The sequence below is a fragment of the Rhizobium etli CFN 42 genome, from assembly GCF_000092045.1.
GTDB classification, from domain to species: domain Bacteria; phylum Pseudomonadota; class Alphaproteobacteria; order Rhizobiales; family Rhizobiaceae; genus Rhizobium; species Rhizobium etli.
Window position 1 is genome coordinate 2,154,225 of sequence record NC_007761.1, and the last position, 24,357, is coordinate 2,178,581.

The window sequence follows — 24,357 nt, forward strand, 5'->3', positions numbered from 1 at the left end:
AGGCAACCGATCATGAAGGAACTCTCTGTAGCCGAATTTGGCCGACGCCTGGCGCATCTGCTCGTCAGCCTGTTCATCCTCCTCTGTGTGACCTTCGTGATCGGCCGCGTCCTTCCCACGGATCCCGTCGGCGCGATCGTCGGCGAGCTTGCCGATCCCGCCGCCTATGCGGCGATGCGGACGCGTCTGGGGCTCGATCTGCCGATCTATCAGCAGTTCTTGCTCTATCTGAACGGGCTCGCCCATGGTGATTTCGGCACGGCCGTACTCACCGGCAATCCCGTCTCCTCGGACCTCGCTCAGGCCTTTCCGGCGACATTCGAACTGGCCACACTTGCCGTGATCATTTCGACTTTCGTGGGCGTGCCGCTCGGCCTGGTCGCGGCGCTGTTTCGCGACAGCGTGATCGACAAGGTCGCGCGCGTGGTCGCCCTGGTCGGTCATTCGATCCCGGTTTTCTGGTTCGGCATCGTCGGGCTCGTCATCTTTTATGCCGGCCTGAACTGGGTCGGCGGCCCGGGCAGGATCGATGTGTTTTACGAAGGTCTCGTCACTCCGCAAACTGGGCTGCTGTTGGTCGACAGCCTCCTGCAGGGCGAGACGGAAATCTTCTGGAACGCGCTCGGCCATATCATCCTTCCGGCCATCATCCTCGCCTATGCCGCGATGGCCTACATCACCCGCATGACCCGCAGCTTCACGCTGGAGCAGTTGAGTCAGGATTACGTCATTGCGGCCCGCGCCAAGGGTGTGAGCCCCTTCGGCACGATCTGGCGCCATGTCCTGCCGAACATCGCCGTGCAGCTGATCACCATCCTGGCCATTTCCTATGGCGGATTGCTCGAAGGCGCCGTCGTGACCGAGATCGTCTTTTCCTGGCCGGGCATCGGCCAATACATGACGAATGCGCTGATGATCGGCGACATGAACGCCATCGTGGCCGGCACCATCATTGTGGGATTCATTTTCATGCTGTTGAACTTCCTCGCCGACGTCGCCTACGCGACATTCGATCCGCGCATGCGGGAGGCGGCCCAATGAGCGATGTTATTCACAGCGACATCCGGATTCGCCCTCCGAGCGTGCCAAGCCGCATGGCGGCGTCGTTTGCGCGGGCCGGCCGCAAACTGGCTGCCGAGCCGCTTGGCCTTGCCGGTTTTCTCATCCTCGGTCTGCTTTGCCTGATCGCGATCTTCGCGCCGCTGCTGGCGCCTTACGATCCGGTCATCCAATCGCTCGGGGACGCCCTGCAGCCCCCGAGTCTGGCGCATCCGGCCGGCACGGACGAGTTCGGTCGCGATATTCTGAGCCGCCTCATCTTCGGCACACGCATCACCATCCAGACCGTGCTATCGATTTCGTTGATCGTCGGGCCGATCGGTCTTTTGATCGGGGTAGTCGCGGGCTTCTTCGGCGGACGCATCGATGCGCTGCTGATGCGCGCCACCGATATCGTTCTTTCTTTCCCGTCGCTGATCCTGGCGCTTGCTTTTGCTGCGGCGCTCGGCGCCGGCTTGATCACCGCGATCATCGCGATCTCACTCACCGCTTGGCCACCGATCGCCCGGCTGGCGCGCGCCGAGGCTCTGGTCGTCAGAAACGCCGACTATGTTGTGGCCGCCCGTCTCTATGGCGCCTCGCCGATCCGCATTCTTCTCCTTTATATCGCCCCCATGTGCATTCCCTCGGTGATCGTCCGCCTGACCCTCAACATGGCCGGCATCATTCTGACGGCGGCTTCGCTCGGATTTCTCGGGCTTGGCGCCCAGCCGCCTGCGCCGGAATGGGGCGCGATGATCTCCAACGGCCGCAAGTTCATGCTCGATTATTGGTGGGTCGCGGTCATGCCGGGGATCGCCATCCTGCTGACGAGCCTTGCCTTCAACATCGCCGGAGATGCTCTGCGCGACATTCTGGATCCCCGCCATGCAAGATCGTGATCTCCAGCCCGTTCTTTCCGTCGAGGCGCTGAATGTCCGGTTCGGCCGAGGCGCCGTGCCCGCCGTCTCCAATGTCAGTTTCGATGTCGGCCGCGAACGTGTCGGGATCGTCGGGGAATCCGGTTCCGGCAAATCGACGACTGGACGGGCGATCATGCGCCTTTTGCCGCCGGCGGCGATCGTTTCTGCCGAGCGCATGGATCTCGCCGGCAGTCCGCTTTTGGCAAAGAGCGAGCGCCAGATGGGGGCACTGCGCGGCAAGGACATTGCGCTGATCATGCAGGACCCTCGCTATTCCCTGAATCCGGTGCTGTCGATTGGCAAGCAGATCGCCGAGGCCGCCCGCCTTCATCTCGGCCTGCGTGGCAACCAGGCGCAGGATGCGGTTCGCGCCATGCTGGAGCGCGTGCGCATCAGCGATCCGGACCGGGTGATGGCGCTCTATCCCCACCAGATATCCGGCGGCATGGGGCAGCGCGTAATGATTGCCATGATGCTCTTGGCGCGGCCGAAGCTCGTCATCGCCGACGAACCGACCTCGGCGCTCGATGTCAGCGTGAGGAAGGACGTGCTGCTGCTGCTCGATGAGCTTGTGCGCGAGAACAATTCGGGCCTGCTTCTGATCAGCCACGACATCCGCATGGTCGCGGCCTTCTGCGAACGCATCATCGTCATGTATGCCGGCCGGATCGTCGAAACCCTGACCCGTCTCGAAGAGGCCCGCCATCCCTATACCCGCGGCCTGATAGCGGCGCTGCCCGACCCGAAGAGCCCGGTGCGCCGGCTCGCGGTTCTCGACCGGGCGAGACTCGATCTGGAGGCGGTGCAATGATCAATGTGCGTGACCTCGATGTCGTCTTCGGATCGGGCAAATCAAGCAACCATGTCGTCAGGAGCATCAGTTTTCAGGTCAAGCCGGGCGAGACGCTCGGCATCGTCGGCGAATCCGGCTGCGGCAAATCGACGGTGCTGCGCTGCCTTGCCGGCATGGGGGCCGGCTGGACCGGCCAGATCGAGCTCGGCGGAAAACCGATCGGCAAGAAACGCTCCCGCGAGGAACTGACGCTTGCCCAGATGGTCTTTCAGGATCCTTATGGATCCCTGCATCCCCGCCATCGCATCGGCACCGCGCTCGCCGAGCCGCTGCGCGCCATGCGCCATTCCGAGATCTGGGCGAAGGTCGAAAAGGCATTGATCCAGGTGGGCCTGCCGGCAAGCTTCGCCAATCGGTTTCCGCACGAGCTTTCCGGTGGCCAGCGGCAGCGTGTAGCGATTGCCCGGGCGCTGATCCTGTCACCGCCCATCCTGCTTCTCGACGAGCCGACATCGGCGCTCGACGTCTCAGTCCAGGCCGAAATCCTCAACCTGCTCGCCGATCAGCGCGAGGAGAAGGGGCTGACCTATCTGCTCGTCAGCCACGATCTCGCGGTCATCGCCCATATGTGCGACCGGGTGCTGATCATGAAGAATGGCGGCTTCGTCGACGAACTCACCAGGGCGGATCTGCAGGCCGGCACCACGCATGATGCCTATGCGCGCGAGCTGTTCGAGGCGAGCTTCATGGAAGCCTGACGGCTGGCGCGCAGTAATTTGCGAAAGCGTCGAGGAAACGGCGCATTTCCTCCTGATGCCGAGGGGCGGAAAGATGCGCGGCAACCTCATCAGGGGAAAGCTTCATCAGAGGAAGCCGCAGGAAAAGATCCTCGTTGAAACGATCGCTCAGCGTAGCGAGAATGATGCGAAGCTGGTGGAGCATGTCGTCGCCGCGATGCGACGCATGTGCAAGCACGATCGGTTTGCCGATCACCTCGTTGCGGGAGACGAGCCAGTCGATGGCATTCTTCAGCCCGCCCGGAATCGACCGGATATATTCGGGGCTCGCCAGGATCAGCCCATCTGCCTCGGCAATCGCCTTTGCCAAAGCCGCCACTTCGAGCGGAGGGTCCTGCTCCAGGTCGGGCGAAAAGACCGGAAGCTCTCCCACGCGATCATAAACCGAAATCTCAAACGTCGAGCCGGCAACCGACTGCAGAGCATAAAGCATCGCCGTGTTGGTGGAAGCCCGGCGGGCGCTTCCTGAAATGGCCAGGAGTTTCATGAGTGCGGCGCAACCTCCTGCGGATGGCTGACGGCTGCGACGCTGCCTCTTTCGACGAGATGGCAGGAAAGCTCGACGCGCCGCCGCGGTGTCGCAAGGCCGAGCATCATGTCGCGCAACAGATCGAGCGCGGTGGCGCCGAGTTCGCGCATCGGAATATGCACGGTCGAAAGCGGCGGATTGAGAAAGGCTGATTGCGGCAGATCGTCTATGCCCATGACGGAAATATCCTTCGGCACTGCGTAACCCATCGCCTGCAATCCGCGCACGGCGCCGTTGGCAAGACTGTCGCCCGCCGTCAGGACGGCGGTGAAGGAAAGGCCCTTGTCGCGGACGAGGCGGGTGATCGCCTCGGCGCCGAGTTCCGGCAGCCAGTCGTCGACCTCAAGTACCAGATCGGCATCGGCCTGCAGGCCATGATGCTGCAGGGCATCGCGCCAACCCTCCAGACGCCGCTCGATCGTCCGCCGCCCCGGCCGCAGCATAAACAGGATGCGTTCGTGCCCGGCCTCGATCAGCCGCTCGGCGGCGATGAAAGCGGCCGAGCGGTTGCAGGGCGTGACACTCGAAAGCCGCATATAGGGATCGTCGCTGTTGACGAGCACGACGGGCTTTCCGAGGCCGGCGGCCGCGGCCAGCATGTCCTCCTCGTCGACGGTCAGGATCAGCATGCCGCCGAAGCCAGGATTGTCCCGCATCTCGGCCATGACGCGGGCTTCATCCTCTTTGTCGGTAACGGGGCGCATCGCGACCTCGATGCCGAGGGCGGCCGCGCGGGCATTCAAGCCCTCGAGCACATGAAGCGTGAACTGGTTGCGGACATAGTCGATCATCGCCGCGCCGGAGGCGACGAGCATGACCTTCTTGCCGGCGACACTTGCCGGCAAGGCATAGCTGGCCGCACTTGCCGTTTCCAGCACCAGCTTGCGGATCTCGGGCCTGACGCCCTTTTCGCCGGCGAGCGCCCGCGACACCGTGCTGATCGATACGCCGCAGCGGGCGGCGATATCGTCGAGGCGCGTGCGCCTGCCTTTTTTCTGCTCCGCGGCCATGACACTTCCTCGCTCCCGCTCCTTTATGCAAAAATCTTTCACGTTGCGCAAATGGAATGCCTATGCACAATTGCCCCCGAGGAGTCCGCGACAAGCGGCAGAGCAGGGAGGCTTTGAAGATGCGGCTTGACCGCCATCCATGCGTCGGCGTTTTCTCGAAAAACCCAAGGCAGCCGGAGCAGGTTTCAGATGGCCGCTGAGCAGTTAGCCCATCTCCGCCGCGAAACCGCCAAGAATAGCCCGATCGTCTATTGGCAGCTCGGCCCTCTCTCGCAGGCGCGCTACGACGTTGCCGACCGGCCAATGGAAGGCAGCATGGATCCGTTTTTCTTCGTCACCAAGATGAAGAACTTCATCCCGCATGAATATCCCTGCCGCACCGAATTCAAGAAATCCTCCGCCGGCCAAAGACCGCAACCGTTTGGCGAATTCGAGGCCATCCGCTGGTGGTTGCCCTTTGCCTCGCCGCGGGTCGATCTTTCCGGATTCTGGTTTCGCCCGACCCGCATCGGCTGCTGGGCGCGCACCTTCCTCGATGCCGGCACGGCCGGGTCCGCCAGGCTCCGTCTGTCGACCTGCGGCGGCGCCATCCTCTTCGTCAACGGTCGCGAGCAGGGCTTCATGGCGCCCTACGAGCGCAATCTGGAAGCCCAGCAGATCTTCGAGATCGAACTTGTCGCCGGTCTCAACGAGATCCGCATCTATTTCGACGATCTTGCCGAGCGCGACGCCCGCTTCTATTTCCAGCTGGATTATCTCGACGGGCCGGAAGTGGAAACATCACTTCCCGCTCCGATCGCCGCCGATAAGGCGGACGGGCTGGAGGCGATCCTCGAAGGCATGCGCTTCGACCGCACAGCCTATCTCGGCGAGGACGTGACGATCCTGTTTCCCGCGCCGCTGCCGCTGGCGCTGAGCTGCCACGTCGAGATTGAAGGCGACTTCATGTCGGTCGAGCGCTTCGGTTATGATTTCGCGCTGGAGAAAGGCGCGACCAGGCTGGCGCTCGGAAGCTCGGCTGATATGCCAGCCGATTTCCGCCATTTCCGCATCACCTTCCAAACCGGTGCACTGTCGGTCGCCCGCACCCTCGGCGTCGAGATCTGTCATCCCGCGCGGCAAGGGCCGGCGCCGGCTGCGCTGGAAGATCGCGTCGCCGAAGCGCTTGCTGAAGTCGCCGCCCATTCCGAGCCCGATACGGTCTGCGCTTTTGCCCGTCTGGCGCTGGGGCAGGGCGGCGAGGAAACCGAGGCGATGATTTCGGCCATGCTGCCGGTCATCGAGGATTGCCACGACTGCGCCGATTTCGTGCTGGTGCCACTGCTCTTTGCCTATACGCGCTGGAGCGATCTTCTGTCACCGGAACTGCGCGGCAGGATCGAGCAAGCGGTCCTTGATTACCGCTATTGGATGGACGAGCCCGGCAACGACGTTCAGTGGTATTTTTCCGAAAACCACGCGTTGCTCTTCCACACCGCCGCCTATCTCGGCGGTCAGCTTTTCCCCGATGCCGTCTTCATCCGTTCCGGCCGCACCGGCGCCGAGCAGATGAAGGTCGGCGAAGAGCGGGTTCGCGCCTGGCTCGATCATTTCGAGCGCTGGGAGATGGCCGAATGGAATTCCGTTCCCTATTTCCCGATCGACCTCAAGGGCCTGACGGTGCTCGCCGCCTGCGCGCCTGACGAGACGATCCGCGCCCGCGCCAATGCCAGCATCGTCCGCCTGACGGAGATCGTCGCCCGCTCGGCCCATCATGGAATGCTGACCGGCAGCCAAGGCCGCTCCTACGAACATACGCTTCGCCCCGGCCGCTCGGTCGAACTGTCAGGCATCGCCCGACTGCTCTGGGGCCGCGGCTGGTACGGCCGGCGCGTCCACGCGCTGCCGCAGCTTGCCGTCTGCATCCGCGATCACGGCCTGCGTTTTCCAGAGGCGCTGGCCGAAATCGCCTCGCACCAGTCTGATGATGCGCAGGAATGGACCTTCTCCCAGGGCGAAAACCGGTTCGCGGCCCTCTATCATTACAAGACGCGCGACACCGCGCTCGGCACCATTGCCCATTATCGCCCCGGCGCCTGGGGCTATCAGGAGACGGTGCTGCACCTGCGCCTGGGCGACCGGCCGGAAGCGCAGATCTGGATCAACCATCCCGGCGAAACCATCCAGTTCGGTTACGGCCGGCCGAGCTTCTGGGGCGGCTGCGGGACGCTGCCGCGCGTGCATCAGTATCGCGATCTGGCGATCCTCGATTTCGCCGTTCACGAAGGTCAGCCGGATTTCACCCATGCCTGGTTTCCGCTCGAAGCTTTCGACGAGACGGCGCTCGACGGCAATGTGGCGCTCGCCCGCTCTGGTGGCGGCCTTGCAATGCTGATCGGCAACGGGCCGCTGGAGCCGGTGAAGCACGGCCCAACCACGGACATGGAACTGCGCCTGGCCGGCCGCAGCGGCCGCTGGATCGTCCGTCTCTCCGATCTCGGTCGCGAAAGCGGTCTCGACGGCATGCGGGCTCGTTTCGCCGCGCTCTCGGTCCGGCGCGACGGCGAGGGCGCCTTGGTCATCGTCGATCCTGATTATGGCGAGGTCATCTTCGAGGAGGACGGCACGGTGCGCGCCGAAGGCCGCATTCTTCGACCCTCGGACTGGTCGGTGCGGGGAGACGCGGTACATCTGACGATACCGGGCAGGCAGCTTCGGCGGGCGGCCTCGTAGACGACGCGCCCGGCAGGTGGAGGACCCGGCCGGGCGCAGGAATTCAGCGGTCAAGAGGAGGAGACTATGACCAGAATGAAATCGATCGGCGCGGCTTTTGCTGCGGTTCTCTTGAGTTCCGTTGCCGCCCATGCCGGCGACGTGCGCATCATGTGGTATTCCGATGGCGGCGAAGGCGCTGTCATCAAGGATCTGCTGGCCCGCTTCTCCAAGGCCAATCCCGATGTCAACGTCATCCTCGACGAGGTCTCCTATGACGTCGTCAAGGAGCAGCTGCCGGTACAGCTCGAAGCCGGCAAGGGGCCGGATATCGCCCGCGTCACCAACTTGAAGGCGCAGGCGCAGCACTGGCTCGATCTTCGCCCCCTGTTGGCTGATGCGAAATATTGGGACGACAATTTCGGCGCCCAGGCTGATTGGATGCGCCCAGACGGCTCGAACGCCATCACCGGCTTCATGACCCAGCTGACGCTGACCGGCGGCTTCGTCAACAAGACGCTGTTCGAACAGGCCGGCGTCGAAATTCCCGGCCCGAAAGCGACCTGGGATGACTGGGCGGCCGCCGCCAAGAAGGTCGCCGACAGTCAGAAGGTGTTCGCCATGGCGATCGACCGCTCCGGCCACCGCGTCTCCGGCCCGAACATTTCCTACGGCGCCAACTACATCGCTGCCGACGGCAAGCCGGCGCCGATCGATCAGGGATCCAAGGAATTCCTCAGCCGCTTCGTCAAGTGGAACGAGGAGGGGATCGTTAACAAGGATGTCTGGGTCAGCGCCGCCGGCACCACCTATCGCGCCGCCGCCGAGGACTTCATCAATGGCGGCCTTGCCTATTATTACTCGGGAAGCTGGCAGATTTCGGGCTTCGCCCAAAAAATCGGTGACAGTTTCGATTGGGTGATGGCGGGGAGCCCCTGCGGCACGGTCGCCTGTACCGGTATGCAGGGTGGCGCTGGCCTCGTCGCGGTCAAATACACCAAGAACCCGAAAGACGTCGCCAAGGTCATGGATTATCTGGCCGGCGCCGATGTCCAGAAGGAGTTTGCCGAACGCAGCCTGTTCATTCCGGCGCATAAAGGCGTCGCTGCCGGCCAGGTGGACTTCAAGACCGACAATCCGCATGTGAAGGCGGCGCTGAAGGCCTTCGTCGAGTCGGCGGCGCAGACGGCCGCGCCCGCCATGAGGCTGCCCGGCTGGAAGTGGTCGGACGCCTATTACAGCGCCATCGTTGCCCGCATCAGCCAGGTTATCGCCGGCGAGATGAAGCTCGACGACGCCTATGCCCGCATCGACGAGGACATCAAGGCCAAGGTCGGCGCCAACTGACGGAAGAATGGATGGCGGACGCAACGGTTTCTTCCAAAGCGCCGGCAAAGGCCGGTGTGCGGCAGGCGCTTCTGGCGCCTGTCCATCTTGTCATGGGGCTCGTCGACGTGCCGATGCGCGCCTGGCAAAAATTGACCGGCCTGAACGGCATGGCGGGCATCTTCCTGGCGCCTAACATGCTGATCTTCAGCGTCTTCGTGCTCCTGCCGCTGGTCATCAACTTCGTCTATTCGACGACGAGCGGCAGCGGCGTCTTCCTGCAGAACAGGACCTATGTCGGCGCCGAGCAGTACCGAATCCTCTTCGACTGCGGCTCCTATCTCGATCCCGCGACCTGCGCGGCCGACACCTTTTGGGCGGCCGTGCGCAACACCGCCGTCTTCGTCGTCTTCCAGGTGAGCGCGATGCTCATCGCGGCGCTGGCGACGGCTTTGATCCTCAATCGCGAGCTTTCCAATCGCGGCTTCTGGCGCGCAGTGTTCTTCTTTCCGGTGCTGCTGTCGCCCGTCGTCGTCGGGCTGATCTGGAAGTGGATCCTGCAGCGCCAGGGGCTGTTGAACTATGCGCTGAGCCCCTTCGGATTCGAGCCCTTCTCCTGGCTCAGCGATCGGTTCTGGGCCTTTTTCTTCGCCGTCTTCGTCTCTGTCTGGGCGCATATGGGCTTTTACGCGCTGATCCTGCTCGCCGGCCTGCAGGCAATCCCGAGGGATCTCTATGAGGCGGCGGCCATGGACAAGGCGAGCCCGACCCGCATCTTCCGGCGCATCACCCTGCCACTGTTGATGCCGAACCTCATCGTCGTCCTGGTGCTGGCGCTGATCCGCGCCGTGCAGATCTTCGATGAGGTCTTTGTGCTCACAGGCGGGGGGCCCGGCACCAGCACCATGTACATCACCCAGTTTATTTACGAGACCGGCTTTGCGAGTTCGCTGCGCAATCCGGGGCTTGCCTCGGCCGCCTCGATCCTGATGGGCATCGTCCTCGTGATCTTGACGCTGGTCCAGCTCGCCGCCAGCGGCCGCAACGAGAAGAAGGCGAAACGCCAATGAGCGCCGTCACCACCTTCCTGTTCCGCCGCCGCGGCCGCGGCTGGCACTGGACCGACGTCGTCACCTGGATCTGGCTGATCTCCGGCGTTTTCCTGATGTTCGGCCCGGCCGTCTGGCTCGTCTTCTCCTCCTTCAAGACGCCGGCGGCGCTCGCCGAGTTCCCGCCCTCATTGCTGCCCTATGTCACCGAGCAGGCCGTGGTGCCGGGTTACGACAAACCGCTGCCGCTCTATAACGTGACCATGCCGGATGGCAGTAAACGCGTGCTCGCCGAAGTCCGCCGCATCGGCATCATGGGCCAGATGGTCGATCCGAAACAGCCAGGAGAGATCGTCAAGGTCAACATCAAGGATCGCACGCCGGTGCGTAAGGTGGAATTTGCCGCCGGCAACTACACCGAGCCTTTCCAGCGCTTCGACTTCTTCCTGTTCCTGCGCAATTCTGTCTTCGTGACGATCGTGGCGACGGCAATCACGCTGCTCGTCAATTCGATGGCCGCCTTCGCGTTGTCGAAATACCAGTTCCCCGGCCGCACTGCCGTCATGCTGATGATCCTGGCAACGTTGATGGTGCCGCTCTCGGTGATCGTCGTGCCGCTCTATTCGGTCATCGGCAGTTTGAACCTCTTCGACAGCCTCTGGGGCGTTATCCTGCCGACGGTCGCCACCCCAACGGGCGTCTTCCTGCTGCGGCAATATATGCTCACCATCCCCGACGAGCTGATCGACGCCGCGCGCATGGACAAGGCCAGCGAATGGCAGATCTACTGGCGCATCATCCTGCCGCTGTCGGCCCCGGCGCTGGCGGTGCTGGCGATCTTCTCGGTCGTCTGGCGCTGGAACGACTTCCTCTGGCCGCTGATCGTGCTGTCGCGCAAGGAACTCTACACGCTGCAGGTCGGGCTCAACGTCTATGCCGGCGAGCTCAATGTGCAGTGGCATTATATTCTTGCCATGACCGTTGTCTCGATGATCCCTGTCGTGCTGATCTTCGTCTTCCTGCAGCGCTTCATCACCACTGGGATCGCCGGCTCCGGACTGAAATAATATCACAGAGGAGAGTGCATGAGCGGGCTCGAGCTCAGGAACATCGTCAAGAATTTCGGTGCCGTCGAGGTCATCCGCGATGTCTCGCTTGCGGTCAACGACGGCGAATTCATCGCCTTCGTCGGCCCGTCCGGCTGCGGGAAATCGACGCTCTTGCGGCTGATCGCCGGCCTCGACAAGCCGACGGGCGGCAGCATCGCCATCGACGGCACGGATGTCACCGAGATCGGCGCCGCCGACCGCGGCCTCGCCATGGTCTTCCAGTCCTATGCGCTCTATCCGCATATGAGCGTCAGGGAAAACCTGGCCTTCGGCCTCGAAAATACCAAGGTGCCCAAGGCCGAGATCGAAGCCCGCATCGCTGACGCTGCCCGCATGCTGGAGATCGAGCCCTTCCTGCAGCGCCGCCCGGGTCAGCTCTCCGGCGGCCAGCGCCAGCGCGTCGCGATCGGCCGCGCCATCGTCCGCCGCCCGGATGCCTTCCTGCTCGACGAGCCGCTGTCGAACCTCGATGCCGAACTGCGTGTCACGATGCGCGCCGAGCTCGCGGCCCTTCATGCCCGGCTGAAGGCGACGATGATCTACGTCACCCACGATCAGGTCGAGGCAATGACGCTTGCCAACCGCATCGTCGTGCTGAGAAGCGGCCGGATCGAACAGATCGGAACGCCGCTGGAACTCTATAACAAGCCGGCCAACCGCTTCGTCGCCGGCTTCATCGGCGCGCCGCACATGAATTTCCTGGAAGGCTCGATCATCGGCCACGAGAACGGTTTTGCCGAGGTCGAAACCGTCGGCGGCCATCGCCTTTCGGTCACTGCCCGGGAGACGCGCCCGGCGGGCGAAAGGGTCAGCATCGGCATCCGGCCGCAGCACATCACCCTGGCCGATGGAGCTGCCGCAGGCCGGCTGGACACAAGGGTCATCCTTGTCGAGGAACTAGGGTCCGAAACCGTCGTCCACACCGAGGCATCAGGCAAGAAACTGATCGCGGTCTTCGCCGGCCAGCAGCAGATGAAATCGGGTGACAGCCTGCCGCTCCATCTCGATCCCGCCGTGCTGCACCTCTTCGGCGAAGATGGCCGACGCTTGTCTTGAGAGCCGAAAAAGCCCGCGCCGGAATGGAGGCGCGGGCCAGAATTTTCACATCACGACAGCCTTAGTGGCTGTTCTTGTGACTTTGTTGACCAGCCTTTACATGCTGCTCATGGCTGCCGCCGCGGGTTCCGCTGGACTGCGCGTCGCGGCCGCCTGAAGAGGCGCTGCGGGTATTGGAGCCGTTCTTGTGACTCTGCTGCCCAGCCTTGACGTGCTGTTCGTGCGTTCCACCTTGGTTTGCCATTTGGTTTCTCCTTGGTTTATCAACTGAGGCCACGTCGACCTCGGGTGAACAACCTCGCTCCGGCACGTGCGTTCCGCATTTTAATATTTCGTGATCTCATGCCGAAACGAGAGATGAGGAAGCGGACCGGGCGGGTAGGGAGCTCGCCTGCCGTTTCGTTGGCCACCGGGAGAAAGCGGAAAAATCCCGATGTTCTCCAGCACTGCCGCGTCCGCTTGGCGCGGCCCGCAACCTCGCTTCGGAAACCGGGCATAGATAAAAAGGTTCCAGGAAAATCAGCCGCATCCATCCCCCTTCATGGTTTCGAAGCGGGCCCTCGACTCTTTCCAAATGGCTGGACCGCGCTAACTTAACGGGCAGCCGATGAAAGGAGAAAACCATGACCGACGCACCGAAAACGGCGACCCCGGCGCGAAGAGTTCTGCGTGGCCGCCCCTACAGCTTCAGCGAATTCGCCAGGAAATACCGGCTGGACGACAAGGAGGCCAAGCGCCTCTACGAGAAGTTCGGCCCCTCCGCCACCGAACTCGATCTGCTGATGGCGGCAAAGCGGCGCCCGCCAGGGCTGCCCACCAGTCTCGATTCCTGATGCGGAGGCGAAGTGGAAGCTGCCTCTGCGGGGCGGTTGCCTACAGCGTCGAAGGCGAGCCGCTCCGCGTCGGTCTCTGCCATTGCGCCGACTGCCGCAAATCGAGCGGTTCCGCCTTTGTCTTCTTCGCCGTCTGGCCGCGCCCGGCTTTTTCCCACACCGGTCAGATTGCCACTTTCGCCGGCCGCAGCTTCTGCCCCGCCTGCGGCGGCAGGCTCTTCTGCCTGCAGGAGGAGACTGTCGAAATCCGGCTCGGCTCGCTCGACAGTCCTCCGACCGATCTCGAACCCACGTATGAGCTCTGGATCAAGCGTCGCGAAGCTTGGCTGCGGGAGTTGCCAGGCGCGAAGCAATATGCCGAAGATGTGAACTGACGACCGGTTGCGCGCTAAAACTTGACTTTTCTTACCAATATTTCATTTCACCTGTCCGCAATTCCGTGCCAGTTCGGCGGCAACGCTAATTCCCGGTTCATCTGCGGTGTGGTTATTTCATTGCAGGGCCGAAGCGGCCAGTGACTGATCGAGGATGACATGAACAAAATCGTGAGCGGCAACGAGACCGGCGCAAGAGCCGGCACGACGCCCGATCTCGCGGCGGTTCTTGCCGCATCGGGACGGCAGAACAAGCGCAGCCGCTGGCGCGGACGCCTGCTCATCCTGCTGATCCTCATCGTTGCCGCCGCGGCCGCCGCTTATTTCTATGCCGGCCGCGGGCAAAGTGAAGTGAGCTACACGACGCAGCCGGCCAAACGCGGCGACCTGACCGTGCTCGTCACCGCCACCGGCTCGGTGCAGCCGACGGAGCAGGTGGATATATCGAGCGAACTTTCCGGCACCGTCCGCGACGTCAACGTCGATTATAACAGCACGGTCAAGGCGGGCGACGTGCTGGCGCTGCTCGACACCAACAAGCTCGAGGCCGATGTCAAGAGTTCGCGCGCCAAGGTCAATTCGGCCAAGGCAAACGTCGCCAAGGCCAATGCCGATCTCGAATCGGCAAGCACCTCGCTCGAGCGGCTGAAAAGCCTGGTCAGGAGCAATGTCTCCACTCAGCAGAGCCTCGACGACGCCACCTACAAATATGATTCCGCCGTCGCCGCCAAACAGATCAACGAAGCCGAGGTGCTCGCCTCTGAGGCCGACCTGCAGCTCGCCGAGGTCAATCTCGCCAAGGCGAAGATCGTCTCGCCGATCGATGGTGTCATTCTTACCCGCTCGGTCAATCCGGGCGCCACCGTCGCCGCCTCGCTTTCGGCGCCAATCCTTTTCACAATCGCGGGCGACCTCAAGAAGATGGAGCTGCAGGTCGATGTCGACGAGGCCGACGTCGGCAAGATCGCTGTCGGCCAGAAGGCGAAATTTACAGTCGACGCCTATCCCGACCAGTCCTTCCCCGCTGAGATCGAGCAGATCCGCTTTGCCTCCGAAGTGGTCAACAATGTCGTGACCTATAAGGCGGTCCTCTCGGTGAACAACGCCGATTTGCTGCTGCGCCCCGGCATGACGGCAACCGCCGATATTACCGTCGAGGCCGTCAAGGATACGCTGATGGTGCCCAATGCGGCGCTCCGTTATGCCCCGCCGCAGGTCGAACGCCGTGGCCGCGGCATTATGGGAATCTTTGGCCCGCCACGCCGGCGCGGCGGCAATGCAGCGCAGGCGCTGACGGGCGCGGAGCGCCGTGTATGGGTGCTGCGCGACGGCCGCCCCACGCCTGTAGTCATCCAGGTCGGCTCGTCGGATGGCCAGTACACTCAGGTGGCTTCCGGTGAAATCAGGGAAAACGATGCGCTGGTGACCGACGCTGCGGTGCGCGTGAACTAGGGCGGAGAGACGGATGACAAGCCCGCCGCTGATCGAATTCAGGCAGGTCTCGAAAATCTACGGCGAGGGCGAGGCGGCGATCCGTGCGCTCGACCATGTCGATCTGGCGATCGCGGCCCATGAATTCGTCGCGATCATGGGTCCGTCCGGCTCCGGCAAGTCGACGGCGATGAACATCCTCGGCTGCCTCGACGTGCCGACATCAGGCGATTACATCTTCCAGGGTATCCCGACCAGCGGCTTCGACCGCAGCCACCTGACGCTCCTTCGCCGCCACATGCTCGGCTTCGTCTTCCAGGGCTTCAATCTCCTGTCGCGAACCTCGGCTGTCGAGAATGTCGAGCTACCGCTGATCTATCGCGGCATGGCCGTGCGTGAGCGGCGCGAACGGGCGCGCCAAGCTCTGGCGCTGGTCGGTCTCACCGGGCGCGAGCACCACAAGACGCAGGAACTCTCGGGCGGCCAGCAGCAGCGCGTCGCCATCGCCCGCGCCATCGTCACCGAACCGGCGCTGCTGCTCGCCGATGAGCCCACCGGCAATCTCGACACCAAGACCAGCGTCGAGATCATGGATCTGCTGACGCGGCTGAACCGCGAGCAGGGCATCACCATCGTTATGGTCACGCATGAGCCAGATATCGCCGCCTATGCTGAGCGGCTGCTGCGCTTTGTCGACGGCAAGCTCGAGACCGAGGTGGAGCACCGGAGGAGGGCGGATCATGTTCTTTGAGACGCTGAAACTCGCGCTGCGCGCCATCAGCCGCAACATGCTGCGCTCCTTCCTGACCGTGCTCGGCGTCGTCATCGGCGTTGCCGCCGTGATCGCTTTGGTGACGATCGGCAACGGCACGACCGCGCAGGTCTCGACCGAGCTGTCGCGGCTCGGCACCAACATGCTTTTCGTCCGCCCCGGCCAGTTCGGCCCGGGCCGCGCCAGCTCCGAGGCCAAGCGCTTCAGCGTCAAGGACGTCGCCGCCATCCGCGACCAGATCGGCGGCTTGCGGGCGGTAGCGCCGCTCAACCAGTCGACCGCGACGGTGATTTTCGGCGGCCAGAACCATTCGACCAGCGTATCCGGCACCACCAACGACTATTTCGTGGCGCAGGACTGGAACCTGGCGCTTGGCCGCATCTTCACGCCCGCCGAGGAACGCGGCCAGTCCCGCTGCATCATCGGCGAGACGGTTCGCTCGCAGCTGTTCGGCGCCGCCGATCCGCTCGGCCAGCAGATCCGCGTCGGCAAGGTCTCGTGTCCTGTGATCGGCGTGCTCGCCAAGCGCGGTCAGTCCGGCATGGGCACCGATCAGGACGATGTCGTCATCATGCCGGTCAAGGTGTTCCAGCGGCGCATCAGCGGCAACAGCAACGTGCCGCAGATCATTATCTCGGCGCGCGACGGCGTCTCGACGGCCAAGGTGCAAGCCGACGTCGAAAACCTTTTGCGCGAGCGCCGCAAGATCCTTCCCGGCCGGCAGGACGATTTCAACGTCAACGACATGACTCAGATCGCCGAAGCGATGACCGGCACGACGACGCTGCTCACCGGCCTGCTCGGCGCGGTCGCCGCCATCAGCCTGCTCGTCGGCGGCATCGGCATCATGAACATCATGCTGGTCTCCGTCACCGAACGCACCCGCGAAATCGGCATTCGCCTGGCGATCGGCGCGCTTGAAGGCCAGGTGCTGACCCAGTTTCTGGTCGAGGCGGTGGCGCTCTCGCTCTTCGGCGGCATCACCGGCATCGTGCTCGGCCTCAGCCTCGGCCTGGTGGCGGTGACTTTTCTGAAAGTCCCCTTCGTCTTCAGCCCGATGATGGTCGCCGTCGCCTTCCTCTTCTCCGCCGCAATCGGCATGATCTTCGGCTATTTTCCGGCGAGACGGGCAGCCCAGCTCAATCCGATCGAGGCGCTGCGGCATGAGTAGCGCGCCGTAGCGTGATGTCTCTCCCGGTGAGTTCGAGAGAAACGCCAATCCCAGTCTCCATCCTCCTCGGCCTTTGGCCGAGGATCCACGTAACTGCCGCCGGTTGATACGTGTGGATGCTCGGCTCAAGGCCGAGCATGCCGGAGGGCGTGTGGTGAAATGAATTCGTGGCCTCGAAGCCTGAGTCCTCGAAACTCGCGCCGCTGTTATCTATTTGTCTCTGTTCTGATATTTCAATGTTGTCTTCGGTTTTTGGTCATGCCACTATGTGATATATCAGCTTCAGGCGGTGGATCTCCAGCATGCAGACGTCACAAAGCCATCGTGCCTATCTTGCGCTGGAGCACCTCATCGTCACGCTGGCGCTGAAGCCGGGGGCGCTGGTCACCGAAAAGCAGCTGATCGACATGGCGGGCCATGGGCGTACACCGGTACGTGAGGCGATCCAGAAGCTGGCCTGGCAGGGGCTGATCCTGGTGAAGCCGCGCGTCGGGCTGCAGGTGGCCGAGATCGCGGCTGAAGACCATGGCAATGTCATGCAGGTGCGCCGCGAGTTGGAGCCGATCGCGGCCGCATTGGCCGCCGAACATGCGACCGACGAACAGCGCCTCCGCCTCGGCGACTGCGCTCGCGCCATGGAGGAATGCGCGGTGACCGGCGATCTCGCCGGTTTCTTTGCCGCCGACAAGGCGTTTGACGAAATCCTCGAGGATGCCTGCCCGAACGGCTTTATCATGGCAGCGCTCGGCCCGGTGCAGACGCATTCGCGTCGCCTCTGGTACTCCACCGCAAGCCCGGAGCGCTTGGATCGCGCCATCGCGCTGCATGTTGCAGTCATCCACGCCATCCAGGAGGGAAGGCCGGATGCGGCCCGCGCCGCCATGGCGGTGCTGATCGACTATCTCGTCGCCAAATAGAAACGGCCCCGTTTCCGGAGCCGTTATCAGATATGCCTGTCGGAACTATCAGCCGACGAAAGCGCGTTCGATGACGAACTCAGCGGGCTTGCTGTTGGCGCCTTCATTGAGGCCGGCCTTTTCCAGCAGTTCCTTGGTGTCCTTCAGCATCGCCGAGGAACCGCAGATCATGCCGCGGTCGATTGCCGGATCGAGCGGCGGCACGCCGAGATCCGTAAACAGCTTGCCGGACGAGATCAGATCGGTAATGCGCCCGCGATAGGCAAAGTCCTCGCGGGTGACGGTCGCATAATGGCGCAGCTTGTCGCCGACGACTTCCTTCAGCAGCTCGTCGTTCTGGATCTCGTGCACCAGGTCGAAGCCGTATTTCAGCTCGGCGACATCGCGCGTCGTGTGGGTAAGGATGACTTCCTCGAATTTTTCATAGGTCTCGGGATCGCGGATGAGGCTGGCGAAGGGCGCAACGCCCGTTCCCGTCGAGAACATGTAGAGGCGCCGACCGGGCGTCAGCGCATCGAGCACCAGCGTGCCCGTAGGCTTTTTGCGCATCAGCACCTGGTCGCCCGGCTTGATCGCTTGCAGATGCGAGGTCAGCGGACCGTCCGGTACCTTGATCGAGAAGAATTCGAGCTCTTCGGCCCAGGCGGGGCTGGCGATCGAATAGGCGCGGAAGACCGGCTTGCCCTCGACCATCAGGCCGATCATCGCGAACTCGCCGGAACGGAAACGGAAGCCTTGCGGCCGGGTCATCGTGAAGCGGAAGAGCCGGTCGGTATAATGCGTCACGGCAAGCACCGTCTCGGCGTAGACGCCGGCGGGAATGGACGAGGCGAAGTCTTCGGTCTTTGCAGGCGCGTTCATTGCGGTAGAGGATCCCGTTTCGTCGGATGAACCATCAGATGCGAGGCAGATATTACATATCCGGCAGGAATTAAAGGCATTCCATTCCACGCAGCGCTCATGAAGGGAAATATGCATGTCCCTGTCAGGATTCAATGGCTGGCGGGGAATGTCTCATTTCCCGCTGGCGAAGCCCGGCAAAGGATGCATATTAGGGCGGCGCGCCGCAAACGCCTGCGGATATCATGCAAAAACGGTGCGACAACAAAGACCTACGACGTCGAACCCGATTGAGCAAAGAGGGTCCGGCGATGGTGGCGAAAAAGAACGCTTGCCGGGGCGAGCGCGATAGGGCGGTCGGGGAATATGAAGATTTTCAACTATAAGCGCGTTCCTTACGCGGAGATGCGCGCCTTTTCCGTCCACATATTGACGGCCTCCGGTTCCTTCCTGGCCTTTCTCGGCGTCGTCGCCGCCGCCGAGCACCGCTTCATCGATATGTTCTGGTGGCTGGGTCTTGCCCTTCTCGTCGACGGCATCGATGGCCCGATCGCCCGCAAGGTGCGTGTCAAGGAAGTACTGCCGAACTGGTCGGGAGATACGCTCGACAACATCATCGATTACGTCACCTATGTGCTGCTGCCGGCCTTTGCGCTCTATCAGAGCGGCATGATCGGCGAGCCCTGGTCCTTCGTCGCCGCCGGCATGATCGTCGTCTCCAGCGCTATCTATTATGCCGATATGGGCATGAAGACGGAGGAATATTTCTTCTCCGGCTTTCCCGTCGTCTGGAACATGATCGTCTTCACCCTGTTCGTCATCGATGCCAGCGCGACGACCGCGCTTGCCGTCGTCATCGTTTCGGTGGTGCTGACCTTCCTGCCGATCAATTTCCTGCATCCGGTCCGCGTCCAAAGGCTGCGCCCGCTCAATCTCGGCGTCTTTTTCCTCTGGTCGGCGCTCGGCATCTATTCGCTGCTGAAAAATTTCCAGACGCCTGAATGGGCGCTCGTTCTCTTCATTGTGAGCGGGATCTATCTTTACGTCATCGGCGCGGTGCTGCAATTCTTCCCAGCTCTTGGACGCAAAGCTTGAGGACGGCAAGATGACGAAGACGCAGGCGGTTTCATTCTCGCGGACAGGCGGACCGGAGGTTTTCGACTATGTTGAGATTGATCTTCCGCCGCCGCCGGCCGGTGAGGTGCAGATCCGCCAGGCGGCGGTCGGCCTCAATTTCATCGATGTCTATTTTCGCAATGGCTCCTACAAGGTGCCGCATCTTCCTTTCGTCACTGGTAAGGAGGGGGCCGGCACTGTGACAGCGGTCGGCCCTGACGTTACCGATTTCAAGGTCGGCGATCGTGTCGCCTATGCGAGCGCCGATGGCGCCTATAGTGTCGAGCGTAATATCGAGGCGCGTCATCTGGTTCATGTGCCCGGCGGCATAGAGCTCGAAACCGCGGCGGCGATGATGCTGAAGGGCATGACCGCCGAATATCTCCTGAACCGCACCTTCAAGGTCGGCCCTGAGACGGTGCTGCTGTTTCATGCCGCCGCCGGCGGCGTCGGACTGATCGCCGGCCAATGGGCAAAGGCGCTCGGCGCCACCGTCATCGGCACGGCGGGATCGGAAGACAAGGTCGCGCTGGCGCTAGAACACGGCTACGACCATGTGATCAATTACAAGAGCGAAGACTTCGTCGGCCGGGTCCGCGACATAACCGGCGGCAAGGGCGTCGATGTCGTCTATGATTCGATCGGCCGCGATACTTTTCCACAGTCGCTCGACTGCCTGAAGCCGCGCGGGCTTTTTGCCTCCTTCGGCCAGTCCTCCGGGCCGATCGAGAACTTCAGCCTTTCCCAGCTGGCGCAGAAGGGCTCGCTCTTTGCGACGCGGCCGACGCTCTTCACCTATATCGCCGCGCGCCAGGAACTGATCGACAGTGCGAAAGCGCTATTTGATGTTGTGCAAAGCAACAAAGTGCGTATCAATGTCAATCAGACCTATCCGCTGCGTGAGGTTGGGCGGGCCCACGCGGATCTGGAATCAAGAAAAACAACAGGAACGACGCTGCTGATTCCATGAGATCCGAACGGACCGGTCGGCAGAAGAAATGAGGGGAACGTGTCGCCATTGAATGTGCCGGATTCCGGTGCGTTACTATCCGTACAGAAGCTGACGAAATTTTTCGGTGGCTTTCCCGCCTGCAATGAAATCGATCTCGATATCGCGCCGGGCGAAATTCACGCGCTTCTCGGCGAAAATGGCGCAGGCAAATCCACGCTGGTCAAGATGCTGTTCGGCGTTCTGGAGCCGACCCATGGTCAAATCCTCTGGGACGGCACGCCGGTCACCGTCGCTTCGCCCGGTGAGGCCCGCAGGCTCGGCATCGGCATGGTCTTCCAGCATTTTTCCCTGTTCGAAGCGCTGACGGTCGCCGAGAACATCGCGCTGTCGCTCGATGACACCATTCCAATCGACAGGATCGCCGAAGAGGCGAGGGCGCTCTCCGTCGCCTACGGCCTGCCGCTTGACCCGCATGCCCATGTCGCCGATCTCTCCGTCGGCGAACGCCAGCGCATCGAGATCGTCCGTGCGCTGCTGCAGAACCCGAAGCTCATCATTCTCGACGAGCCGACCTCGGTGCTGACGCCGCAGGAAGCCGACAGGTTGTTTGAAACCTTGTTCAAGCTGCGCGCCGAGGGCCGCTCTGTTCTCTATATCAGTCACCGCCTGGAAGAGGTGCAGCGTATCTGCGATCGCGCCACTGTGCTGCGCCATGGCCGCGTGACCGGCGCCTGCGATCCGAAGCAGGAGACGCCCGCCTCGCTTGCCCGCATGATGGTCGGCAGCGAGGTGGCGACCGTCACCCATCCCGAGCGCTCGGACAAGGGCGAGGTGCAGCTTGCCGTGACGAACCTCTCGGTTGCCGCGCGCACGCCCTTCGCCATGCCGCTACGCGATGTCTCGATGACCGTTCGGGCCGGCGAGATCCTGGCGATTGCTGGGGTCGCCGGCAATGGGCAAAGCGAATTGTTCGACGCACTCTCCGGCGAATATCCGGTCGCTTCGGCCGAAGCGATCGTTATCCGGAAGAAGCCCGTGGGTACCGAGGGGATAACGGCCCGCCGCCTGCTCGGCGCCGGGTTCGTGCCGGAAGAGCGCCATGGCCATGCCGCCGTTTCTGCCATGAAGCTCTCGGACAATCTGGTGCTCGCCCGCAGTCAGTCGGATCGCAAGGCCTTTCTTGGCGTGCTCGGCATGATTCGCCATGGCGCGGTGAAATCTGCCGCACGGCGCATCTCCGAGGCTATGGATGTCCGCAAGAGCGGGGACGACCCAGCCGCGGCCTCACTGTCCGGCGGCAATCTGCAGAAATTCATCGTCGGCCGCGAACTCGACCGCCAGCCGGCCGTCCTCGTTGTCAACCAGCCGACCTGGGGCGTCGATGCGGGAGCCGCAAGCCGCATCCGCCAGGCGCTCGTCGATCTTGCAAAAGCCGGCTCCGCCGTCGTCGTCATCAGCCAGGATCTCGACGAGATCTTCGAGGTCGCGACCGATATCGCCGTCATCTCCGAGGGACGCCTTTCCCACCCCTATCCGGCCGGCGAGCTGACGCGCGAAAAGATCGGCCTGCTGATGGGCGGCCTGCATGACGCCAAGCCCGACGCGGAGGCTGCCCATGCGCATTGAACTCGAGAAACGCGCCGAGGTTTCGAAGCTCTTTGCCTTCGTCTCGCCGCTGCTGGCGCTTGTGCTGACGCTCGCCTTCGGCGCCATCATGTTCGCCATGCTCGGCAAGGACCCGGTCGGGTCGCTGGACGCTTTCTTCGTCGAGCCGCTGCTCGAAGTCTGGTCGCTGCACGAACTGGCGATCAAGGCCGCGCCGCTCATCCTGATCGCCGTCGGCCTTGCCGTCTGCTATCGCTCGAACAACTGGAATATCGGTGCCGAGGGCCAGTTCACCATCGGCGCCATCACCGGCTCCTATCTGCCGATCGTCTTCTACGACTGGCATTCGCCCCTCGTCCTGCCGTTGATGCTGATCCTGGGAGCGCTCGGCGGCGCGCTCTTTGCCGCCATTCCGGCGCTGTTGAAGGCGCATTTCAACACCAACGAAATCCTGACATCGCTGATGCTGGTCTATATCGCCCAGCTCTTCCTCGATTGGCTGGTGCGCGGCGCCTGGCGCGATCCGCAGGGCTTCAACTTTCCGGTCTCGCGCGATTTCGCACCCGAAGCCGTGCTGCCGGCGATCTGGGAGGAATCCGGCCGGGCCCACTGGGCCTTCATTTTCGCCATCATCGCGGCAATCGGCGTCTGGTTCATGCTGCGGTATACGCTGAAAGGCTTCGAAATCATCGTGCTCGGCCAGTCGGAGCGGGCAGGGCGCTTTGCCGGCTTTTCGTCGAAGAAGATGATCTGGTTCAGCTTTCTCTTCTCAGGGGCTCTTGCTGGTCTTGCCGGAATCTCCGAGGTCTCCGGCTCGATCGGCCATTTGCAGCCGGCGATCTCGCCAGGCTACGGCTTCACCGCCATCATCGTCGCCTTCCTCGGCCGGCTCAATCCGCTCGGCATCATCGCGTCCGGCCTGGTGCTGGCGCTGACCTATCTCGGCGGCGAGGCCGCACAGCTGTCGCTCGGCGTCTCGGACAAGGTCACCCGCGTCTTCCAGGGCCTGCTGCTCTTTTTCGTGCTCTCCTGCGATACACTGATCTACTACAAAATCCGCATCGTCTGGTCGCGGTTGAGGAGCGGCGCGGCATGAGCATTTTCGAAGCCATTCTGCTGACGGTGATCACCGCCTCGACGCCGCTTGTCATCGCCGCGCTCGGCGAACTGGTGACGGAGCGCTCCGGCGTTCTCAATCTCGGCGTCGAAGGCATGATGATCATGGGCGCGGTTGCCGCTTTTGCCGGAGCGCAGACGTCGGGCTCGCCCTATGTCGGGATCATCTGCGGCATAGCGGCGGGTGCGCTGTTCTCGCTGCTGTTCGCCTTCCTGACGCTGACGCTGGTGGCCAACCAGGTGGCGACGGGACTGGCGCTTACGCTTCTCGGCCTCGGCGCATCCGGCATGCTCGGGGAGCCCTATGTCAGCGTTCCCGGAATTCGCCTCGAAGAGATCGTCGTTCCGATCCTGTCGGATATTCCCGTCATCGGCCATGTTCTGTTCAGGCAGGATCTGATCTTCTACCTGTCGATTGCGCTTGTGATCGGCGTCAGCTGGTTCTTGTTCCGCAGCCGGGCCGGGCTGAAGCTGAGAGCAATCGGCGACAGTCATACGTCGGCGCATGCGCTCGGCATCGGTGTCATCCGCACGCGCTACTTGGCGGTGATGTTCGGCGGCGCCTGCGCCGGTCTTGCCGGAGCGCAGCTCTCGCTCGTCTATACGCCGCAATGGGCGGAGAACATGTCGGCCGGCCGCGGCTGGATCACCCTGGCGCTTGTCGTTTTCGCTTCCTGGCGGCCATGGCGGGTTTTTGCCGGCGGGTATCTCTTCGGTGCGGTCACCATCCTGCAGCTGCACGCGCAGGCCTTCGGCCTCGGCATTCCCTCTCAGTTTCTGTCGATGCTGCCCTATGCCGCGACTATTGTGGTTCTCATCATCATTTCTCATAATCGGCGCACGACGATGATCAACACGCCGGCATCGCTTGGAAAAGCTTTCGTGCCGGAGCGATAAAGAACAACAACA

Annotated in this window: 24 protein-coding genes; 20 read left to right on the top strand and 4 right to left on the bottom strand. The window is 62.8% G+C overall.

What is annotated here, in order from left to right; translation table 11 throughout:
• Positions 1–12: 12 nt before the first annotated feature.
• The 4 genes from RHE_RS10555 to RHE_RS10570 are packed head-to-tail and all read left to right on the top strand — an operon-like array spanning position 13 to position 3,512.
• Positions 13–1,041 (top strand): ABC transporter permease, encoded by a 1,029-nt coding sequence (locus RHE_RS10555; protein ID WP_011425329.1) that lies wholly within the window; start codon positions 13–15, stop codon positions 1,039–1,041.
• Entirely contained in the window at positions 1,038–1,940 is a 903-nt protein-coding gene (locus tag RHE_RS10560; protein WP_011425330.1) for an ABC transporter permease, read from the top strand. Before RHE_RS10555 ends, RHE_RS10560 begins: the two co-directional genes overlap by 4 nt.
• Complete coding sequence (locus tag RHE_RS10565) at positions 1,927–2,772, top strand: ABC transporter ATP-binding protein (protein WP_011425331.1); 846 nt, start codon at positions 1,927–1,929, stop codon at positions 2,770–2,772. The genes RHE_RS10560 and RHE_RS10565 overlap by 14 nt, the downstream gene beginning before the upstream one ends.
• The gene (locus RHE_RS10570) at positions 2,769–3,512 is read left to right on the top strand and encodes an ABC transporter ATP-binding protein (RefSeq protein WP_011425332.1); all 744 of its coding nucleotides are present in this window, start codon (positions 2,769–2,771) and stop codon (positions 3,510–3,512) included. Before RHE_RS10565 ends, RHE_RS10570 begins: the two co-directional genes overlap by 4 nt.
• Here RHE_RS10570 and RHE_RS10575 read toward each other — a convergent pair.
• Entirely contained in the window at positions 3,499–4,038 is a 540-nt protein-coding gene (locus tag RHE_RS10575; RefSeq protein WP_011425333.1) for an NADPH-dependent FMN reductase, read from the bottom strand. The genes RHE_RS10570 and RHE_RS10575 overlap by 14 nt on opposite strands.
• Positions 4,035–5,090, bottom strand: a complete 1,056-nt coding sequence (locus tag RHE_RS10580; RefSeq protein WP_011425334.1) for a LacI family DNA-binding transcriptional regulator — start codon at positions 5,088–5,090, stop codon at positions 4,035–4,037. The genes RHE_RS10575 and RHE_RS10580 overlap by 4 nt, the downstream gene beginning before the upstream one ends.
• A gap of 189 nt (positions 5,091–5,279) precedes the next feature.
• Here RHE_RS10580 and RHE_RS10585 point away from each other — a divergent pair, with 189 nt between their 5' ends.
• The 5 genes from RHE_RS10585 (at position 5,280) to RHE_RS10605 (ending at position 12,321) form a co-directional block, all read left to right on the top strand.
• Positions 5,280–7,802: a hypothetical protein gene (locus RHE_RS10585; RefSeq protein WP_011425335.1), complete on the top strand. Its 2,523-nt coding sequence runs from the start codon at positions 5,280–5,282 to the stop codon at positions 7,800–7,802.
• Positions 7,803–7,868: 66 nt separating this feature from the next.
• Positions 7,869–9,128 (top strand): ABC transporter substrate-binding protein, encoded by a 1,260-nt coding sequence (locus RHE_RS10590; RefSeq protein WP_011425336.1) that lies wholly within the window; start codon positions 7,869–7,871, stop codon positions 9,126–9,128.
• 11 nt (positions 9,129–9,139) lie between these two features.
• Positions 9,140–10,177, top strand: a complete 1,038-nt coding sequence (locus tag RHE_RS10595; RefSeq protein ID WP_042118443.1) for a carbohydrate ABC transporter permease — start codon at positions 9,140–9,142, stop codon at positions 10,175–10,177.
• Positions 10,174–11,223 (top strand): carbohydrate ABC transporter permease, encoded by a 1,050-nt coding sequence (locus RHE_RS10600; protein ID WP_011425338.1) that lies wholly within the window; start codon positions 10,174–10,176, stop codon positions 11,221–11,223. The genes RHE_RS10595 and RHE_RS10600 overlap by 4 nt, the downstream gene beginning before the upstream one ends.
• Before the next feature lie 18 nt (positions 11,224–11,241).
• Positions 11,242–12,321: an ABC transporter ATP-binding protein gene (locus RHE_RS10605; RefSeq protein WP_011425339.1), complete on the top strand. Its 1,080-nt coding sequence runs from the start codon at positions 11,242–11,244 to the stop codon at positions 12,319–12,321.
• Between the two features lie 61 nt (positions 12,322–12,382).
• On the opposite strand, the gene RHE_RS10610 is transcribed toward RHE_RS10605, so the two are convergent.
• Complete coding sequence (locus RHE_RS10610; RefSeq protein ID WP_041678642.1) at positions 12,383–12,565, bottom strand: hypothetical protein; 183 nt, start codon at positions 12,563–12,565, stop codon at positions 12,383–12,385.
• Positions 12,566–12,944: 379 nt separating this feature from the next.
• Between RHE_RS10610 and RHE_RS10615 the strand changes: the two genes are divergently transcribed.
• The 6 genes from RHE_RS10615 (at position 12,945) to RHE_RS10640 (ending at position 17,819) form a co-directional block, all read left to right on the top strand.
• Positions 12,945–13,154, top strand: a complete 210-nt coding sequence (locus RHE_RS10615) for a hypothetical protein (protein ID WP_009993527.1) — start codon at positions 12,945–12,947, stop codon at positions 13,152–13,154.
• Positions 13,154–13,528 carry a GFA family protein gene (locus RHE_RS10620; protein ID WP_020921264.1) on the top strand — a complete coding sequence of 125 codons (375 nt, stop codon included), beginning with the start codon at positions 13,154–13,156 and terminating at the stop codon, positions 13,526–13,528. Before RHE_RS10615 ends, RHE_RS10620 begins: the two co-directional genes overlap by 1 nt.
• A gap of 159 nt (positions 13,529–13,687) precedes the next feature.
• Positions 13,688–14,980 (top strand): efflux RND transporter periplasmic adaptor subunit, encoded by a 1,293-nt coding sequence (locus RHE_RS10625; protein ID WP_011425342.1) that lies wholly within the window; start codon positions 13,688–13,690, stop codon positions 14,978–14,980.
• Between the two features lie 13 nt (positions 14,981–14,993).
• Positions 14,994–15,710, top strand: a complete 717-nt coding sequence (locus RHE_RS10630; protein ID WP_011425343.1) for an ABC transporter ATP-binding protein — start codon at positions 14,994–14,996, stop codon at positions 15,708–15,710.
• Positions 15,700–16,902, top strand: coding sequence for an ABC transporter permease (locus tag RHE_RS10635; RefSeq protein ID WP_011425344.1), 1,203 nt, complete (start codon positions 15,700–15,702; stop codon positions 16,900–16,902). The genes RHE_RS10630 and RHE_RS10635 overlap by 11 nt, the downstream gene beginning before the upstream one ends.
• Positions 16,903–17,204: 302 nt before the next feature.
• Positions 17,205–17,819, top strand: a complete 615-nt coding sequence (locus RHE_RS10640; protein ID WP_011425345.1) for a GntR family transcriptional regulator — start codon at positions 17,205–17,207, stop codon at positions 17,817–17,819.
• Positions 17,820–17,867: 48 nt separating this feature from the next.
• On the opposite strand, the gene RHE_RS10645 is transcribed toward RHE_RS10640, so the two are convergent.
• Complete coding sequence (locus RHE_RS10645) at positions 17,868–18,680, bottom strand: ferredoxin--NADP reductase (protein ID WP_011425346.1); 813 nt, start codon at positions 18,678–18,680, stop codon at positions 17,868–17,870.
• Positions 18,681–19,025: 345 nt separating this feature from the next.
• Between RHE_RS10645 and pcsA the strand changes: the two genes are divergently transcribed.
• The 5 genes from pcsA to RHE_RS10670 are packed head-to-tail and all read left to right on the top strand — an operon-like array spanning position 19,026 to position 24,345.
• Positions 19,026–19,754, top strand: a complete 729-nt coding sequence (gene pcsA, locus RHE_RS10650) for a phosphatidylcholine synthase (protein WP_011425347.1) — start codon at positions 19,026–19,028, stop codon at positions 19,752–19,754.
• Positions 19,755–19,764: 10 nt separating this feature from the next.
• A complete protein-coding gene (locus RHE_RS10655; protein ID WP_011425348.1) occupies positions 19,765–20,745 on the top strand; it encodes a quinone oxidoreductase family protein in 981 nt (326 codons plus the stop codon).
• A 39-nt stretch (positions 20,746–20,784) separates the two neighbouring features.
• Positions 20,785–22,353, top strand: coding sequence for an ABC transporter ATP-binding protein (locus tag RHE_RS10660; protein ID WP_011425349.1), 1,569 nt, complete (start codon positions 20,785–20,787; stop codon positions 22,351–22,353).
• A complete protein-coding gene (locus RHE_RS10665; protein WP_011425350.1) occupies positions 22,343–23,428 on the top strand; it encodes an ABC transporter permease in 1,086 nt (361 codons plus the stop codon). Before RHE_RS10660 ends, RHE_RS10665 begins: the two co-directional genes overlap by 11 nt.
• Complete coding sequence (locus RHE_RS10670) at positions 23,425–24,345, top strand: ABC transporter permease (RefSeq protein WP_011425351.1); 921 nt, start codon at positions 23,425–23,427, stop codon at positions 24,343–24,345. The genes RHE_RS10665 and RHE_RS10670 overlap by 4 nt, the downstream gene beginning before the upstream one ends.
• Positions 24,346–24,357: the final 12 nt, after the last annotated feature.